We start from the raw sequence: 17,728 nt of genomic DNA on the forward strand, positions 1-17,728 counted from the left end.
GTGGCGTCGTATGTACTCCGCATGCGGCTGCGCGGCATGAAGCGGTATCCGCTCGTCTTGATGCTCGAGCCGCTGTTTCGTTGCAACCTCGCTTGCGCCGGCTGTGGCAAGATTCAGTTCCCGGCCGACATCTTGAAGAAGAATCTTTCGCCCGAGCAATGCTTTCGCGCCGTCGACGAATGCGGCGCGCCGATGGTTTCCATCCCCGGCGGCGAGCCCTTGCTGCACCCGCAGATCGTCGAGATCGTCGAGGGGTTGGTCGCGCGGAAGAAGTACATTTACCTTTGCACGAACGCCCTGAAGCTCGCCGAGTTTCTGCCACGGTTCAAGCCGTCGAAGTACCTGACTTTCTCGGTCCACATGGATGGCCCGCGCGAAGAACACGACCACGCCGTCTGTCGCGAAGGAACCTACGACATCGCCGCCGAAGCGATCCGCCTCGCCTTGAAGGCCGGCTTCCGCGTCACCACGAACACCACGCTCTTCGACGGCGCCGATCCGAACCGCATCCGCGGCTTCTTCGACGACATGACCAAGCTCGGCGTCGAAGGGATGATGATCTCTCCCGGCTACAGCTACGAAAAAGCTCCCGACCAAGAACACTTCCTCCGCCGCGAAAAAACGATCCGCCTCTTTCGCAACCTGTTCGAGAAGCCGAAGGGTTGGGTCTTCAATCAGTCGCCGCTGTTCCTCGAATTCCTGCAAGGCAAGTGGGACCTCGAATGCACCCCCTGGGGCAACCCGACGTACAACGTCTTCGGGTGGCAGAAGCCCTGCTACTTGGTCGGTGAAGGCTACTGCGAGTCGTTTCAAGAACTGCTCGACACCACCGCTTGGGCCGATTACGGCTGCAAGAGCGGCAACCCGAAGTGCCGCGATTGCATGGTCCACTCCGGCTACGAACCGAGCGCCGTAACGAGCACGTTCGGCTCGCTCGCCGGCTTCCTACGCACGGCCCGCGTGAGCCTCTTCGGCCCGACGCGCGGCAAGCCGCTGCCGGAAGTCGCCTCGGTACGCATCTCCGGCGATTCGACCGGCGGCACCACGACGGTTCACCGCACGGAGTCCGGCCGGCTGGAGCTCCCGGTCCTAAAATAGTTCGCGTAACCGACAGCCGAGTTTCTTCCGGCACTTATCATTTCCTACTTCGCATTGCGTCATGCGATCGCATAGCATATCGCCATGCCACCAACCTCCGCTTGCGATATCGGTCTCATCTTCGCGCTGCAAGCCGAGCAAGGCTGCACGGAAGATCTACTCACCGAGATCGAATACTACGAAGCAGCCGGCTTGAAGATCCGCCGCGGCATCTTCAAGGGCAGCTCAGCCGCGGGCCGTTCGATCGTCTGCGTCACGTCGGGCGTCGGACGGGCGGCAGGCGCGCATGCTTGTGAAGCGCTGATCGATGGGCACCGGCCGCAGTGGATCATCTCGGCCGGCTTCTGCGGCGGGCTCGTGCCGCAACTGGCCCGCAACCAGATCGTCGCCGCCGATGCTTTTCACGATCGGCCCGAATGGACCGACGAGCTGCGCCGCCGGATCGCCGAAGCCGCGGCAGCCGGCGTACCCGCGGCGGAGCATGTCGGCCCGCTGACGACGGTCGACCGGATCATCGCGAAGAGCGCCGCTAAGCATGCGCTCGGCGCGGCGACCGGCGCACTGGCCTGCGAAATGGAATCGTCGGGTGTGGCCGAAGTTTGCCTGCGTCGCGGCGTGCCGCTGTTGGTGCTGCGCGTCGTGAGCGATCCGGTCGACGAAGACCTGCCGCTCGACCTCGAACCGCTGATGCGACAAAAAAGTGCGGCGGGCACGTTCGGCGCAGTCGTCGGCGCGCTCTGGCGCCGACCCAGCAGCGTGAAAGACATGCTCCGCTTGCAAGAGAACGCGCTGACGACAAGCGACACGCTGGCGAAGCACTTGGCCCGCGTAATGGAAAAACTTCCACTCACGCGCCCCAGCGATAACAACCGCGAAATCGCAAGCGAGTAACAACACGTCTCGCCGCTAAATAGCCTTCCTCATTCTTTCTGGTTTCTAGTTTCTGCCTTCTGCTTTTTTTTTGACCCCCGACCCCTGTGTATCCCCACCCCATCCGTCTCCGCGAGCCCTGGGAATCCGAACCGTCCGGCGAGGGCTCGACGCGGCATCGTCGCTTCTTCAACACCCCGACCGGCCTCGGCCCACGCGAACAAGTTTGGATCGTCATAGAAGGAGCCGTCGGGCTCACGACCGTCTCGCTGAACGGCACGGAACTCAAGGCCGTGGAAAGTAACGACGCAGCAGAGCAAGGGCCCGCATGGTCGAGCGACGTCACCCGCCTCGTCGCCACGCGCAACGAACTCGTCATCGTCACCGCCGCAGAACCGACGGGCCGACGAGGCGAAGTCCGACTCGAGATTCGCCTGTGCGACTAACTCTTCTCCCTGCAGGGAGAAGAACTTCTCAACTGACCCCCGACCTCCGACCGCTGACCCCTTCCGTCACTCGTCCGTCACGCACCCTTCACTGGCGCTCTTCACGTTCTTGATGTACTTATAAAGCGTGCCGCGGGTCGATTTCAGCGGCGGGGCTTTCCAAGCGGCGCGGCGCTTCTTGAGTTCCTCCGCGCTGAGGTCGACCGCCAAAGTGTTCGTCTCGGCGTCGATCGTCACGACATCGCCGGTCTTGATGAGTGCGATCGGCCCTCCCTCTTGGGCCTCGGGCGTGATGTGGCCGACGATGAAGCCGTGCGACCCGCCGGAGAACCGGCCGTCGGTCAACAGTGCCACGTATTCGCCGAGCCCTGCCCCCATGATCGCCGAAGTCGGCGTGAGCATTTCCGGCATGCCGGGGCCTCCCTTCGGGCCTTCGTAACGAATGACGATCACATCTCCCTTGCCGAGCTCTTTCTTCTCGAGCGCGGCGAGCATGTCTTCTTCCGAGTCGTACACCTTCGCCGGCCCGGTGAAAACGAGACCTTCCTTGCCGGTGATCTTCGCCACGGCGCCCTCAGGGGCCAGATTGCCCTTAAGAATGCGGATGTGGCCGGAAGCCTTAATCGGGTGCTCGAGCGTGTGGACGATGTCTTGGCCCGGCGTGAGGTCCGGCAGATCTTTGAGGTTTTCGGCCATCGTCTTACCGGTGACCGTCATGCAGCTGCCGTCGAGCAAGCCCTTCGACAACAGATACTTCATCACGGCCGGCGTGCCGCCGACTTTGTGCAGATCCTCGAACACATACTTGCCGCTCGGCTTCAAGTCGCACAGATAAGGAATTCGATCGCTCACCTTTTGGAAGTCGTCGATCGACAGCGGCACGTCGACGGCGCGGGCCATTGCGATAAGATGCAGCACGGCGTTCGTCGAGCCGCCGGTCGCCATGACGACGACCATCGCGTTCTCGAATGCGGCGCGAGTCATGATGTCGCGCGGCTTGAGGTCGATCTCTAAGAGATGCAAGATCGCCTTGCCGGCGCGGAAGCACTCGTCATGCTTGAGCGGATCTTCGGCCGGAATCGAAGAGCTATACGGCAGCGACATGCCGAGCGCTTCGATGGCCGAAGCCATCGTATTGGCGGTATACATCCCGCCGCAGGCGCCTGCTCCGGGAATGCTGCAACGGACGATCTCCTTGCGCTTTTCTTCGCTGATTCGGCCGGCGAGCCATTGGCCGAAGCATTGAAACGCCGAGACGACGTCGAGCGTTTCGCCGTCGGCATGGCCGGGCTTGATCGTGCCGCCGTAGATCATGATCGCCGGACGATTCAGCCGGCCCATCGCCATGACGCAGCCGGGCATGTTCTTATCGCAGCCGGGGAGCGAGATGTTGGCGTCGTACCATTGGGCTCCCATCACGGTCTCGATCGAATCGGCGATCAGGTCGCGCGATTGAAGCGAGTAGCTCATGCCGTCGGTCCCCATCGAGATGCCGTCGCTCACGCCGATCGTGTTGAAGCGCATGCCAACGAGCCCTGCGGCGGTGACTCCTTCCTTAACCTTATCGGCCAAGACGTTGAGGTGCATGTTGCAGGTGTTCCCTTCGTACCACAGGCTCGTGATGCCGACTTGCGCTTTGTTCATGTCGGCTTCGGTGAGGCCGGTGCCGTAGAGCATCGCTTGCGACGCCCCTTGGCTCTTGGGCTGCGTGATGCGAGAGCTGAACTTATTCAACGGGCCGGCCATGACGAACTCCGGAAAAGGCTAAAGGCAGCGAATGCTTCGGCAATTAGGGAAACGAAGGTTGCCATTATCGTCGAACCGGGCTCGGCGTAAAGGCTACGATAGCTTCCGAGGCGAGCGGCCGGTGTGAACCGGCCGTTTCCGTCAACGCGGCGTTACGGAGAGTCCATCGCTACGATCGCCGCGAGCCCTTCGCGAAACGACGGAAACCGCAGCTCGCAGTCGATCTCGCGGAGCAGCTTTGCGTTGGAGATCCGCTTATCGGAAGCCGCACGCAGCGCCGCCGGCGAATCGAGACACGGCGCGGCGAATTTCGGTTCGGGGGCGTTCAGCAACCGGGCCAATTCGCCGTAATACTCGCGCCGCAGGCCAGGCCGACCATCGGCTACGCAGTAGGTCGCCGGAGTCCGAGCTTGCTCGACGGCAACCGCCACGCGGGCCGCATCGTCGACATGGATCAAGTTGAGATAGCCATCGGCCGGAGCATCGATCGGCTCGCCGCGCAAGAGCGGCTCGCGGCGCGGGATCCGGCCGGGGCCGTAGATGCCGGCGAGACGCAACACCACGGCATTCGCACCGAGCGGATGCGCCGCGATCGCTTGCTCGGCCGCGAGGCAGGCTTTGCCCCCTTCGCGCACCGGCCGGCACTCGGTTCGCTCATCGACCCAATCCCCTTCGGCATCGCCGTAGACGCCGGTCGAGCTGATATAGATGAACTTCGCAGGAGCCGACGAGCCGGTCGACGCGAGCGCCGCGAGTACGTTGCCGACACCCCCGGCGTAAACATCGTGGATCGACGCAGTCTGTGAACTTTTGCGATCGTAGCCGACGGTGAAGAGGACCGTTTCGGCCGGCGGCAGATGCGCGAGCGAGCGCGGGTCGCCGACATCGGCGACGATCGCCCCGTAGCCGTCGTTGCGCAACTCTCGGGCTTTCTCTTCGCTACGAGTAACCACGGTCACCGGCGAACCGGCCTCGCGCCACAACCGCGCCACGCGCGAGCCGAGATAACCGTGGCCGAACAGAAGTTTCATGATTTCGGCTCGTCGTCGAGCGCTTGAGGCACGGCGTTGCCGCGCTCGGTCGACTCGAGATACGCCGTGAGCAGAATCTGCGCGGCGAGTTTGTCGAGTCGTTCCTTGCGGCGCTTCGGCGGCACTTGCTGATCCGCGAGCATTTGCTGCGCGATCGAGGTCGTGTAGCGTTCGTCGAAGAAGTCGATCGGCAGGCCCGTCAGTTCGCCGAGCCATGCGCCGAAGGCTTTCGCTTCGACCGACTTTTCACTCGCGCGTCCGCTCGTATGGACGGGGAGTCCGACGACGAAGCGGGCGATGCTTTCTTCTTTCGCGAGCTTACGGAAGTATTCGGCATCGAGGGGGCGGGTGCGGCGCGTGTAGTTGTCGTAAGGGCTCGCCAGCGTTTGGCTCGCGTTGCTCACTGCCACACCGATGCGCACAGTGCCGTAATCGACGGCCGCGATCCGACCGTGCGGCTGCTTCGTCGTCGCATCGTCGCTCATGGCAAGCGCGGCAGCGGAGTGCGAAGCTCGGCGGTCGTGAAGTGGCCGTGTTGCAGGAATTGCAACGTCCGGCGATGCGATTCCTGTTCGGAGATGAGCTTCATGTGACGCAGCGGAACGATCGCGAAGTCGGCCGCGCCGGGCAGCTTCGTCTCATCGACTCCGACCGTGCCGTCGTCGTCGCCGTCGATGCCGTCGTGCCAACCTTTGCCGTCTCCCTTGCCGCCGGCGAGGATGCCGAATTCGCACGCGGGGATCGCGAGCTTCCCCTTGATTTCGTTGAAGCGGGGCCCAAGCTGCTCGCCGCCGTCGCCGACGACGAACTTGAACAACTCGCGACCGACTTGCGACTCGGCCCACAGGTTCGCCCGCTGAGCCCCTTGGTTCGGCGGGCCGAGCATGACGTAGCGGCGCAAGCGTGGGAGCGGAGCTGCGACGACTTGCTCTGCACCGGGCAGCGTAGCTTCGGCGGCGACATCGCCGAGCCAATGCCGCGTGACGAGGTTGCCCATGCTATAGGCGACGACGTCGACCGTTTCGACCCCTTCGAGCCGGCGAATCAGTCGGCCGAGCGAAGCGGCATGGTCGGGAATCGATTCGCGCGTGCTCGGGTAGCCGACTTGAAGAACCGTGTACTTACCTTGGTCGCGCAAGTGCTGCGCCAGCGGCGTCATCGAATGTCGCGTGCGCGCCATGCCGTGCAACACGAGCACGACATGCTTCGGAAGCGGCGCAAGCTTGTATGTCTGCTTGATCTCGGCGAGCTTCTCGCGGCATTGCTCGAAGGTCCCCCAGGCGTAGCGTTCGTCGCGGCCGTCGAGCAGCCGATAGTGGCCGGTCGAAACGTGGCGCTGGATGCGATAGTCGTAGAAGACTTGCTCGTCGGCCCAGTATTGCAAGCCGCCGAACGTCGGCAGCTCCCAGTTCGGCGGCGCGCCGACGGCTTTCCCTTCCTCGGCGAGCGTGACCTTGCCGTTCCAATGCGCGAGCAACACGACCGCGAGCGAGAAGGTGCGTTTGAGCATCGGGAGGGTACGCCGAGGAGTTTGATTCGATATCGGGATGATCGGCCTGAGGCGTCGGAGACGTTTGTTTATTCTAGCACTGGGGTCAAATCGCGTCGCCGCCAGGGGGCCGCTTCGCCGGAAACTTCGTTAAAGCACGTCTTTCCAGCCTTTTTCGTCGAGCATTTTCACGAGCTTGCGGATGGACTCCTCGTCGTTCTTGTCGGCCACGAAGGTCGCGTCCGGCGTGTGCACGACCAGGGCGTTCTTCAAGCCGAGCGTGACGACGAGGTGGTCGTCCGACGTGCGCACGATCGTGTCTTTCGTGTCGAGCCCCAGATGCCGGCCGACGATCGTGTTGCCGTCGACGTCGGTTCCGCGGAGCCGCGCGAGCGATTGCCAACTGCCGACGTCGTCCCAATCGAACGGCGCTTCGATCACCGAAATCTGCTTCGCATGTTCCATCACCGCGTAGTCGATCGAGATGCTCGTGATCTGCGCAAACTCGCGCTCGAGCACGGCGTCGTACTCCGGAGTGCCGAACGCGGCGACGATCGTTTCGAGCCGCGCGAGCATCTCCGGTTGATGCAGCCGGAGCGCGTCGACGATCACATCGGCCCGCCAGACGAACATGCCGGAGTTCCAGTAGAACTTGCCCGAAGCGAGAAACTCGCGGGCCTGTTCGAGCTTCGGCTTCTCCGTAAAGCGGACGACTTGAAACACCTCCATCTCGGCGGCCAGCGCGACGAACGCCCCTTGCGGCGGCGTGATGGTTTCGCCTCGTTCGATATAGCCGAAGCTCTCCGACGGGTACGTCGGCTTAATGCCGAACGTGACGATTTGTTTGCGAAGCTTGCCGGCGAGTTTTTCCGCGAGGACCAGCGCACGCTGAAAGGCCGGCTTATCGCGAATCGCGTGATCGGCCGGGAGGACGACCATCGTCGCGTCGGCGTCTTCGCGCAGCATCCGGAGCGCGGCGAGCCCGATGCACGGGGCCGTGTTGCGCTGAAACGGTTCGACGACGTAGTTCTTCTCCGCGATCTCCGGCAACTCCGCGCGCACGGCCGGCGCGAGCCCGCTGCCGATCGAAAGCCACACGCGGTCGCTGGTGATCAGCGGCGCGAGGCGGTCGACCGTGCCGCGCAGCATGGAGCGGGCATCGACGAGCGGCAAGAGTTGTTTCGGGGTCGCCCGCCGGCTTTCCGGCCAGAAACGCGTGCCGGATCCGCCGGCCATGATGAGAGCGTGGAGCATGTGTGCTTGATGTGCGTGCTTGAGGTGCGTGTTTGCGTGGCGAGAATAAAAATGGATGGGGCGAGAAGGCCTAATGCAAATGCGTCGGCAGCTCGAACTTCGTGCCGGGCTTGAGCTTCGTTTTCAGATCGGCGGCGTCGAGCGCATAGAGCGGGCTGATCTCCACCGGCACATCGTCCCCGATCTCGAAGCCGGCTTCGCGCAGGCGACGGCGATGTTGCGCGCTGATCGCCGCGCGGCAGAGCTCGGGCGAATCGGTTTTCGAGCCTGCTGCGTTCTTGAGCGGAGCGAAGGCTTCGGCCGGGTCGACTTCGACGACGATCGTTTGCTTCGCGGCCGGCAGAAGATCGAAGATGAACCGCTCGAACTTCAGCGCGTTCGGTTCTTGCGGTTCGATCTCTTGGCCTGAGGCGTCGATGTGCGGTACTTTCTTGCGCGCGACGTGAAACGGCAGCTGCCCGTCGCCGCTGCTCATCCGCAGCAGAAACTCGGCGTCGAACACATGCACTGCCGTGTTGCCGGCCCACAGCTCGAGTGAACCGTCGGGCCCGCGCCGCGCGGCTTCGCTTGCCGGAAGATCGCTGTACTCGATGATCTGCGCTCGCCCGTCGATCTCGGCGACGACGCCGACGCGCTCCGCCGGATCGAGCTTCGCGACCACTTGCGTCGACGCTTGGCTGCCGGCCAGCAAGTGGTAGCCGAGGAACTCCGGATCGCACATCGCGACCAACGGGTTGTCGACTTGAAAGTAGAACAAGTGCTTGATGCCGCGCTCGCGAATGATCTTCGGCGCGGCGCTTCGGCCGAGCGCGGCGAGCAGCCCGCCGTGACCATCGGGACTCAGCGCGAGCTCGCTCGGCGAGGCGAGCAGTAAGTTGCCGGTTCGCTCATCGACGGCCGGCATCGTCCCTTGGCAGAAGACGACCAGATCGTCTACGGCGAGGCCGAAACGGTCGTGTTGGTCGAGGAATTCGATCGTCTCGGCATGCGTCGCCGGGCTCGTCATCAGAAACAGCGGGATGCGGACGCCGTAGCGCCGCCCGACCGCGATGAGTTTCTCGAACAGAATTTGAAACAGCGGGCACTCGGAGACGGGCCCGATGGGGTACATCCCTTTCGGATGATCGAAGCCGAGGCGTGTCCCCTGCCCTCCGGCGACGAGCACCGCGCCGACTTCTCCGGCCCGCAGCGCTTCTGCGCCGCGGCGGCGCGCATCGGCCGGGGAGAATTCCTTCGTTCCCTGGAGACGAATCGCGCGGGGCGACTTCGCGCGGGCCGAAAGCGCGCCCCAGTCTTCGCTCTTCGATTCCCCTTTGGCGAGCTTGGCGATGCGGGGGAAGTCGATGTCGCGAATCTGCGCGGCGAGTTGCTCGCGCTCGGCCGGGGAAAGCCGCGGCCAGTGCGCGAGCAAATGTTGTTGATCGTGCTGTGTTAAGAGCTTTTTGAGCGTCTCGAAGATCGATCTGAAGGCCGTCGTAGGCGAGTTCCATTCCGGCCGGCAACAAAGCGTTCGTGGCGACGTGTTCCAGGTCGTGAGCCATGTGTGTGAACAACGTGCGCTTGGCTCCGACGCGCTTCGCCGCCTCGACCGCTTGCGTGAGGCTGAAGTGCGTGGGATGGAATTGGCTGCGGAGCGCGTCGACGATAAACAGATCGAGCCCTTCCAGGAGGGGCCAGCTTTCGTCGGGAATACCGTTCACGTCGGTGCAGTAGGCGATGTTGCCGATGCGGAAGCCGAGCACGCGGAAACGGCCGTGGTACAGCCGAATCGGGATGATCTTCGCCCCCAAGACGTGAAACGGCTCCAAGCCGATGCGCTCGAACGTCAGCTTCGGGTAGGAGGCTTGGCTCGTTTCCGCTTCCGCACCGAACGCATAGTCGAACGATTTGCGGATGCGCGCCTCGACTTGCTCTTCGCAATACAGCGGCAGCCGATGGCCGAGGTAATAAGGAAACACGCGCAGGTCGTCGAGGCCGAAGAGATGGTCGGCGTGTTCGTGCGTATAGAGCACGGCATGGACGAGGTCGACCCGTTCGCGCAGGAGTTGGGCCCTCATGTCGGGGGTGGTGTCGATGAGGAGCGTTCCGTCGGGCAGGCCGACGACGAGGCTGCAGCGAGTTCGGTTGTTGCGCGGATCGGTACTTTGGCAGACCGGGCAACCGCAGCCGAGCGTGGGAACGCCGACGCTCGTTCCGGTCCCGAGGAAGATCATCTTCCCGTGCAACTGGGCCGGATTTGCGAGCGGCTGGTGCGCCATAGGAACCGGCGATGAGGAACGAGGGGCGTAGGGTACGGAGGATCGTTCGGAAAACGCTAAGGGACGAGTCTGCAACTGCTTAACTGCTGCTTAAGGTTGATTTAGTATCGCGGCGAGCCCGACGATCGACAAGGCATCGCGCTTTGGGGGCCACAGAAACTCGCTAACATCAAATCGGAACACAAGTTACCCGCTGCGGCGCCCGGCCGAACCGTTATTGACCCCTCCGGAGCAAACCTATAAATTGAGGTAACGGAATATCTTGCGCAGCCGGATCGGTCGCTCGTTGTGCGGTCGCCGGGGCTGCGTCGAGCTTGATAGCGGTGCTTGGATCGGCAGGGAATGCCTCGGTAGGCCAAGGGTTCGGCCTTCTTCGGCGGTACCGTAGGGCCGAGGCGGCTTCTTTTCCGGCGAATTTCGTTTCAGCGAATTTCAGTACAGATACAGCGACAATCGTCACAGCGGTTTGGATTGCCATGCAACAGGTACTTAGTGCGGTCGGCGACGTTACGGGCAGCGTGTTCGGGGGCCTCGGCCGCTCGTTCGAGCGCACGCTCACGGCCTTATTCGGCTCGTCGAACGCTCGTTATATCAAGAAGTTACAGCCGAAAGTCGCGGCGATCAACCAACTGGAGCCGAAGTACCAGGGGTTGACCGACGACGAGCTGCGCCAGCAGACCGTGAAGTTTCGCGAGCGCTTGGCCGCCGGGCAAACGCTCGACGACATCTTGGCCGAAGCGTTCGCCGTCTGCCGTGAGGCGAGTCGCCGGTTCATCGGCTTGCGCCATTACGACGTGCAATTGATCGGCGGCATGGTGTTGCATAGCGGCGCGATCGGCGAAATGGCGACCGGCGAAGGGAAAACTCTCGTCGCCACGTTGCCGGCGTATCTCAACGCGCTCGAAGGGAAAGGGGTCCACGTCGTCACGGTCAACAGCTACTTGGCCCGCCGCGATATGGAATGGATGGGCCCGGTCTATATGGGCCTGGGTCTGACGGTCGGCGCGATCTACAACGACATGGATCCGGCCGAACGGCAGCGCGCTTATCTGTGCGACATCACCTACGGCACGAACAACGAATTCGGCTTCGACTACCTGCGCGACAACATGAAGCCGGCCGCGCATGGCGACAAGCGGTTCGACGCCTTCGAGCAGCAAGTGCAGCGCGTGCTCAACTACGCGATCATCGACGAAGTCGACAACATCCTCGTCGACGAAGCTCGAACGCCGCTCATCATCTCGGGCCCCGCGAACGACGACGTCGAAAAATACGCCGTGGCCGAAAAGATCGCGCGGCAGTTGAAGCGCGACGTCCACTTCGAAGTGAAAGAGAAGGAACACACCGCGCATCTGAACGGAGACGGCGTGCGCGAGGCCGAGCGCTTGGCCGGCGTCGAAAGCTTCTACACGGCCGGCAACATGCACTGGCCGCACCTGATCGACAACGCGCTCAAGGCTCATCATCTTTACAAGCGCGACGTGAACTACGTCGTGCAAGACGGCGAAGTCGTGATCGTCGACGAGTTCACCGGCCGGTTGATGCAAGGTCGTCAATGGAGCGACGGGCTGCATCAAGCCGTGGAAGCGAAAGAAGGAGTGAAGATCAAGAAAGAGTCGCAAACCTATGCGACCGTCACGCTGCAAAACTTCTTCAAGATGTACAAGAAGATCAGCGGTATGACCGGCACGGCGATGACCGAAGCCAACGAGCTTTGGAAAATCTACAAGCTCGACGTGATCGCGATCCCGACGAATAAGCCCTCGATTCGCGTCAATTTTCAAGACACGATCTATCGCACCGAACGTGAGAAATACGAAGCGATCTGCGACGAAATCGAATCGCTCCACAAGTGGGACCAGCTCGACTTGAACGACGGGAAGTTCCTCGTCGGCACGATCGCCCGCGAAGACGACAACGAAGTGGTGTTCACGGAAAGCGAATCGAAGGAGAAGCGGCCGATAGCGAAGTCGACGATCAAAAAGATTCGCCGTAAGGGGCGTCCCGTGCTGGTCGGCACCGTCAGCATCGAGAAGAGCGAGCTCATCAGCTCGATGCTCAATCGCCGGGGCATCAAGCATGAAGTGCTCAATGCGAAGCACCACCAACGAGAAGCGGAAATCATTTCGCAAGCCGGACGATTCAACGCCGTGACGATCGCCACGAACATGGCCGGTCGCGGTACCGACATCATCCTCGGCGGCAATCCCGAGACGATGGCCTGGGCTCAACTACAAGCGAAGTACGAGTCGCGCCTCGACGTGCCGCAAGACGAATGGAACCGCTTGGTCGCGGAGATCGAAGCCCGGGAGCAGATGAAGCCCGAAGGGGTGATGGTCCGCGGTCTCGGCGGGTTGCACGTGATCGGCACGGAGCGCCACGAAGCGCGCCGGATCGACTTACAGCTGCGCGGCCGTTGCGGTCGTCAGGGAGATCCCGGCTCGTCCCGTTTCTTCCTCTCGCTCGAAGACGACCTGATGCGGATCTTCGCCGGCGAATGGGTGAAGAACGTGCTGACGCGCCTCGGCATGCAAGAGGGAGAAGCGATCGAAAGCAAGATGGTCTCGCGACGGATCGAAGGGGCGCAGAAGAAAGTCGAAGAGCGCAACTTCGAAGTTCGTAAGAACCTGCTCGAGTACGACGAAGTGATGGACGAGCAGCGCAAACGCGTCTACGGCTTCCGCCAGCAACTGCTCGACGGCGTGAACTGCAAGTACGTCATCCTCGACATGATTCAAAAACTCGTCGACCGTCGGCTCGACGAAATGCTCGACCGCGACTACGGCACCAGCACCTACGCGAAGTGGGCCGGTCATATTCTCGGCGTCGAACTCGAACCGGGAGATTTCCGCGGCCTCGACGGCGAGCAAGCCGAGCGCCGGGCGCGCGACGAAGCGCAGCGGCAAGTCGAAAGCCAACTGCACGACGCCATCGAAGAGAACCTGCCCGACGGCGAAGACGAAAAGGAATGGAACTGGGAAGCGCTCGCGAAGTTCGTCGACGCGCGCTGGGGGCTGAGCCTCCGCGATCGCGACTTGAAGAAAGTCGGCCGCGACGGGGTCGCCGAGATGGTCATCGAAAAAGTAACGGACGCGATCGAGAAGGTCGACCTGTCCGAAGGCTCGAAGTTCTTGGATGCCGATTTCCCGGTGTTCTCCGTATGTGCTTGGATGCGGCAGAAGTTCACCATCGAACTCGCTCCCGAAGAGATTCGCGGGCTCGACCTGGCGACGGTGAAGAAGCTGGTGCTGGCCCGGGTGCTGGCCGCTTACGATCAGAAGGAAGCGGAGTATCCGGTGCTCGCCGGGTTGCTGCACTTCTCGCGCGGCGCCGAAGGGGAGCAGAAGAAATACGACCGCGAAGGGATCGTCGCTTGGGCTCGCGAGCGGTTCGACGTCGAGCTCGCGCTCGACGATCTGAAGAACAAGCAACGGGACGAGATTCGCGATCTCTTGGTCGACAACAGCCGCAAGTACCAAGCGAAAGCCGAGACGGCGCTGAAAGACGCGCAGTCGCGCATCGAGCGCATCTTCGGTTCGTCGCACGAAGCCAATCTTTCGGCCGCCACCGCTTCGGGCGGCAACGGCGTGCTGACGTCGTTCGTCGATTGGATGCGGAACGATTTGGAAAGTCCGCTCGAGCCGGAAGAGATCGGCTCGATGGATCGCGACACGCTCGAACGCCGCGTGACCGGCGCGGTCGAAGATCGGTATCGCCCGGAAATTCGGGGCATGGAGCGTCGGCTGGTGTTGTTCGTGCTCGATGCCGCCTGGAAAGACCATCTATTGGCGATGGATCATTTGCGGTCGAGCGTGAGTATGCGAGGCTACGCGCAAGTCGATCCGAAGGTGGAGTATCGTCGCGAAGGGATGCGGACGTTCGAAACGATGTGGGACAACATCGGCGATCAAACGACCGACATGGTCTTCCGCGTCGAACAGCTCAGCGAAGATTTCATCGGCTCGACCTGGGTCGAAAGCAAAGCGGTTCACGAATCGCCGGACGCGAGCATCGCGACCTCGGACCAGCAGCAAGCCGTGCAGAATTCCGAAGCCGGCTCCGCGCCGGTCGAGCCGATTCGCAATCGCGGGCCGCAAGTTGGACGGAACGACCCCTGCCCTTGCGGCAGCGGCAAGAAATACAAGCAATGCCACATGCACCGCGACGGCGGCTAGGCGCGAGCTTCCGCCGGCTACGACGCTCGGCGAGTTACTTGGCTTGATGATGACTTTCGGGAACGGATTCCCATGGCCTATCTGTTGAACCTGCTCTATCTGGCGCTGCTCGTCGCGGCTTCGCCGTGGCTCGTGTATGCCTCGGTCCGTAAGAAAAAGTATCGCCAAGGCTTTGCGGAAAAGTTGCTCGGGCTCGTGCCGAAGCGCGCCGGCTCGGAACCTTGCGTGTGGGTGCATGCCGTGAGCGTCGGCGAGGTGATGCTCGTGGCGTCGCTCGTTAAGCAGCTGCGTGCCGAGCGGCCGACATGGCGCGTCGTGTTGTCGACCACGACGCAGACCGGCCTGGAAACGGCTCGCAAAAAGTATCCCGACCTCTTGAGCTTCTATTGCCCGCTCGATTTCAGTTGGGCCGTGCGCGCAGCCATGCGACGACTTCGACCGAGCATGCTCGTGCTGGCCGAATTGGAACTCTGGCCGAACCTGATCGCTGCGGCGAAGCAGGCGAATGTGCCGGTGGCCGTCGTCAACGGGCGCTTAGGGGAACGGAGCTTTCGCGGCTATCGCAAGGTGCGGTTCTTGATGCGGCGTTTGCTGTCGCGGCTCGATGTCGTGGCCGTGCAAAACGAGGAGTATCGGTCGCGCTTTCTCGAACTCGGTTGCGAACCGGCGCGGCTCTCCGTGACGGGCTCGCTCAAGTTCGACGGCGCCGCGAGCGATCGTCGCAATCCGCATACGCTCCGGCTCGCGGAACTGGCCGGCATCCGCTCCGACGAAGTCGTGTTTCTCGCCGGCAGCACGCAAGAGGGAGAAGAAGCAGCGGCACTCGAGGCCTATCGGGCCGCGGTCGTCGATTTCCCTAAGCTCAAGCTCATCTTAGTGCCGCGGCATCCGGATCGGTTCGAGGAAGTCGCGGAGTTGGGGAGACGCTCGGGTTTCGTATTTCGCCGGCGCTCGGAACTCGCTCACCCAGGAAACAACGAGGCTTGGCAGGTGCTGCTGGTCGATGCGATCGGCGAACTCGGCGCTTGGTGGGGGCTCGCTCGAATCGCGTTCGTCGGCGGAAGTTTCGGCGATCGGGGCGGCCAGAACATGCTCGAACCGGCCGGTTACGGAGCCGCGGTCTCGTTCGGGCCGAACACCTGGAACTTCCGCGATATCGCCGCGGCACTCGTTGAGGGAGGCGCGGCCGAAGTCGTGCCCGATCCGGCCGGTCTGACTGCTTTCGTACGCCGGTGCTTGTCGGAGCCCGGCTTTGCGTCGGAGTTGGGGGAGCGTGCGCGGGAACTCGTTGCGGCGAACCGCGGAGCGACGAACCGGACGGCCCGTCTGCTGTTGCCGCTGGTGGCAGAAGCCGCGGCAGCGCGGCGCGCGGCTTAGCGATTTTTTTTGCAAGAAGGCTCCGGCGGCGGCAACGTATCGCCGGAAGGCCGGCGACTCGGCGGATAACCGCCCCCGACCGGTTGGCAACGGCCCTCCGAAGGCCTATTATAAGCCCGCCGGAAGCGTCGTCTGCGACGCATCGCCCCCGTGTAACCGTCTGCGGTCCTTTCTCAGACTTACATTGTTACTTATAGGAATCGGTCTCTTACGAGATCCGATCAGACGACGATGAACGAATCGAAACCTGCGGCGACATCCACCCGCCCGGTGATGATCGAAGCCGTTAAGCTGTCGAAATACTACGGGCAATTCGCAGCCTGTCGCGATGTGAGCTTTCAGATCGGTCAGGGGGAGGTCGTCGCGTTTCTCGGCCCTAACGGTGCCGGGAAGAGCACGACGATGAAGCTGCTGACGGGCTACTTGGCCCCGTCGACCGGCCGAGCGTTCATCGCCGGCCACGACATGGGAAGCGACCGGCTGGCCGGAGCGACGAAGCTCGGCTACTTGCCGGAAAACGGCCCGCTCTACCCGGACATGACGCCGCGCAAGCTGCTGGAGTTCTTCGGCGATGCGCGCGGCATGCAACGCGGGTTGCGCGACAAACGCATCGAGCAGGTGATCGAACTTTGCCGCTTGAAGACCGTGGTCGGCAAGCCGATCGCGAAGCTCTCGAAGGGGTATCGGCAGCGCGTCGGCATGGCGCAGGCCTTGTTGCACGATCCCGAAGTCTTGATTCTCGACGAACCGACGGCCGGCCTCGACCCGAACCAGATTCGGGAAGTGCGCGACATGATTCGTCGGCTCGGGCAGAACAAGACCATCTTGCTCTCGACGCACATCATGCAAGAAGTCGAGGCGATGTGTTCGCGCGTGATCTTCATCAACGAAGGCCGTGTCCGATTCGACGGCACCCCCGACCAGTTGAAGTCGGGCGGTCGCTCGCTCGATGAGAAGTTCCATGAGTTGACCGCCGTGTAAGGCGGCGCAGCGTGCGGCGGAGCGAATCGACGTGTCGCTCGTCGCCCGCCGAGAGTCCCGTTCGATTGTTGGTGTTCGGATCGTTTAGTCGGAATTTCATCCTCAGCCCCGAAGCGTAGCCATGAACCATAGTGTGTTGCTCGCGATCTTCAAACGCAACTTCACCAGCTACTTCCTCAACCCGACCGGGTACGTGTTTATTTGCGTATTCGTGTTGTTGAGTTCGCTGGCCGCGTTTTGGCCGAACGAATTCTTTACGTCCAACTTGGCGAACCTCGATCAGCTGAATAAATACTTTCCGCTGATCATGCTCATCTTCATTCCCGCGATCACGATGAGCATCTGGGCCGAAGAGCGCCGGCAAGGGACCGACGAACTGCTGCTGACGATTCCGGCGACCGACTTCGACGTCGTGATGGGAAAATATCTAGCCGCGGTCGCGATCTACGCCACGGCCTTGCTCTTCTCGCTGGTGTGCAACTTCACGATTCTCAGCAACCTCGGCGAGCCGGATAAAGGGTTGTTCTTCAGCACGTATGTGGGCTACTTCATGGTCGGCTTAGCGATGCTGTCGATCGGTATGGTCGCCTCGTTCTTGACGAGCAACATTACGGTCGGCTTCGTACTGGGTGCGATCTTCTGCGCGATCCCGATCGGCCTGGATTACGTCGAGGTGATCCTCACGCGCGACGGGGCCGCAGCGGTTCGCAAGTTCGGCATCGCCGAACAATTGCGCGACTTCACCCAAGGGGTCTGCAGCCTCTCCAGCATGGCGTATTTCACATCGATCACGGCGATCATGCTCTATCTCTCGATCGTGTTGATCGGTCGCCGGCATTGGGTCGGCGGGCGCGATGGACAGAGCCTGGGCCCGCATTATCTCGCTCGGACGTTGTCTCTAGCGGCTGCGGCTGCCGGATTGCTATTGCTGACGCAGGCTTGGCCGGGCCGGCTCGACGTAACGGCCGAAGGCTTGAGCACGCTATCGGGTTCGACGAAGAAA

General features: G+C 62.4%; 13 protein-coding genes and 1 pseudogene. 7 read left to right on the plus strand and 7 right to left on the minus strand.

Annotated elements, in window-relative coordinates; genetic code table 11:
* The 3 genes from hpnH (at position 1) to K8U03_06920 (ending at position 2,414) form a co-directional block, all read left to right on the plus strand.
* Complete coding sequence (gene hpnH / locus K8U03_06910) at positions 1-1,098, plus strand: adenosyl-hopene transferase HpnH (protein ID MCE9604621.1); 1,098 nt, start codon at positions 1-3, stop codon at positions 1,096-1,098.
* A gap of 84 nt (positions 1,099-1,182) precedes the next feature.
* On the plus strand, positions 1,183-1,989 hold the full coding sequence (locus K8U03_06915) for a hypothetical protein (GenBank protein ID MCE9604622.1): 807 nt from the start codon (positions 1,183-1,185) through the stop codon (positions 1,987-1,989).
* Between the two features lie 86 nt (positions 1,990-2,075).
* Entirely contained in the window at positions 2,076-2,414 is a 339-nt protein-coding gene (locus K8U03_06920) for a hypothetical protein (GenBank protein MCE9604623.1), read from the plus strand.
* Positions 2,415-2,480: 66 nt separating this feature from the next.
* On the opposite strand, the gene ilvD is transcribed toward K8U03_06920, so the two are convergent.
* The 7 genes and pseudogenes from ilvD to K8U03_06955 form a co-directional block, all read right to left on the minus strand.
* Complete coding sequence (gene ilvD, locus K8U03_06925; protein ID MCE9604624.1) at positions 2,481-4,160, minus strand: dihydroxy-acid dehydratase; 1,680 nt, start codon at positions 4,158-4,160, stop codon at positions 2,481-2,483.
* Positions 4,161-4,312: 152 nt separating this feature from the next.
* Positions 4,313-5,191, minus strand: coding sequence for an SDR family oxidoreductase (locus K8U03_06930; protein MCE9604625.1), 879 nt, complete (start codon positions 5,189-5,191; stop codon positions 4,313-4,315).
* Positions 5,188-5,676 carry a Holliday junction resolvase RuvX gene (gene ruvX / locus K8U03_06935; protein ID MCE9604626.1) on the minus strand — a complete coding sequence of 163 codons (489 nt, stop codon included), beginning with the start codon at positions 5,674-5,676 and terminating at the stop codon, positions 5,188-5,190. Before ruvX ends, K8U03_06930 begins: the two co-directional genes overlap by 4 nt.
* Positions 5,673-6,701 carry a hypothetical protein gene (locus K8U03_06940; protein ID MCE9604627.1) on the minus strand — a complete coding sequence of 343 codons (1,029 nt, stop codon included), beginning with the start codon at positions 6,699-6,701 and terminating at the stop codon, positions 5,673-5,675. The genes ruvX and K8U03_06940 overlap by 4 nt, the downstream gene beginning before the upstream one ends.
* 129 nt (positions 6,702-6,830) lie before the next feature.
* Entirely contained in the window at positions 6,831-7,934 is a 1,104-nt protein-coding gene (locus tag K8U03_06945; GenBank protein ID MCE9604628.1) for a mannose-1-phosphate guanylyltransferase, read from the minus strand.
* Positions 7,935-8,004: 70 nt separating this feature from the next.
* Positions 8,005-9,393, minus strand: a complete 1,389-nt coding sequence (locus tag K8U03_06950; protein MCE9604629.1) for a UDPGP type 1 family protein — start codon at positions 9,391-9,393, stop codon at positions 8,005-8,007.
* Positions 9,389-10,147 (minus strand): annotated as a pseudogene (locus K8U03_06955) (MBL fold metallo-hydrolase). The gene K8U03_06950 and the pseudogene K8U03_06955 overlap by 5 nt, the downstream one beginning before the upstream one ends.
* 521 nt (positions 10,148-10,668) lie before the next feature.
* Between K8U03_06955 and K8U03_06960 the strand changes: the two are divergent.
* The 4 genes from K8U03_06960 to K8U03_06975 all read left to right on the plus strand — a co-directional run.
* Positions 10,669-14,367, plus strand: coding sequence for an SEC-C domain-containing protein (locus tag K8U03_06960; protein ID MCE9604630.1), 3,699 nt, complete (start codon positions 10,669-10,671; stop codon positions 14,365-14,367).
* A gap of 72 nt (positions 14,368-14,439) precedes the next feature.
* Positions 14,440-15,744, plus strand: a complete 1,305-nt coding sequence (locus tag K8U03_06965) for a 3-deoxy-D-manno-octulosonic acid transferase (GenBank protein MCE9604631.1) — start codon at positions 14,440-14,442, stop codon at positions 15,742-15,744.
* A 273-nt stretch (positions 15,745-16,017) separates the two neighbouring features.
* Positions 16,018-16,725, plus strand: coding sequence for an ATP-binding cassette domain-containing protein (locus tag K8U03_06970; GenBank protein MCE9604632.1), 708 nt, complete (start codon positions 16,018-16,020; stop codon positions 16,723-16,725).
* A 121-nt stretch (positions 16,726-16,846) separates the two neighbouring features.
* Positions 16,847-17,728, plus strand: an 882-nt coding sequence (locus K8U03_06975; GenBank protein MCE9604633.1) for an ABC transporter permease, incomplete at its 3' end; no start/stop codon positions are given.

The sequence above is a fragment of the Planctomycetia bacterium genome (genome assembly GCA_021413845.1).
Lineage (GTDB): Bacteria > Planctomycetota > Planctomycetia > Pirellulales > PNKZ01 > PNKZ01.

Excerpts from the sequence above, each read along its gene's own strand:
- K8U03_06970 (MCE9604632.1), top strand. The coding sequence starts at position 16,018 with ATGATCGAAGCCGTTAAGCTGTCGAAATACTACGGGCAATTCGCAGCC.
- K8U03_06915 (MCE9604622.1), top strand. The coding sequence starts at position 1,183 with ATGCCACCAACCTCCGCTTGCGATATCGGTCTCATCTTCGCGCTGCAA.
- K8U03_06940 (MCE9604627.1), bottom strand. The coding sequence starts at position 6,701 with ATGCTCAAACGCACCTTCTCGCTCGCGGTCGTGTTGCTCGCGCATTGG.
- ruvX (MCE9604626.1), bottom strand. The coding sequence starts at position 5,676 with ATGAGCGACGATGCGACGACGAAGCAGCCGCACGGTCGGATCGCGGCC.
- K8U03_06930 (MCE9604625.1), bottom strand. The coding sequence starts at position 5,191 with ATGAAACTTCTGTTCGGCCACGGTTATCTCGGCTCGCGCGTGGCGCGG.
- K8U03_06945 (MCE9604628.1), bottom strand. The coding sequence starts at position 7,934 with ATGCTCCACGCTCTCATCATGGCCGGCGGATCCGGCACGCGTTTCTGG.
- K8U03_06960 (MCE9604630.1), top strand. The coding sequence starts at position 10,669 with ATGCAACAGGTACTTAGTGCGGTCGGCGACGTTACGGGCAGCGTGTTC.
- K8U03_06965 (MCE9604631.1), top strand. The coding sequence starts at position 14,440 with ATGGCCTATCTGTTGAACCTGCTCTATCTGGCGCTGCTCGTCGCGGCT.
- ilvD (MCE9604624.1), bottom strand. The coding sequence starts at position 4,160 with ATGGCCGGCCCGTTGAATAAGTTCAGCTCTCGCATCACGCAGCCCAAG.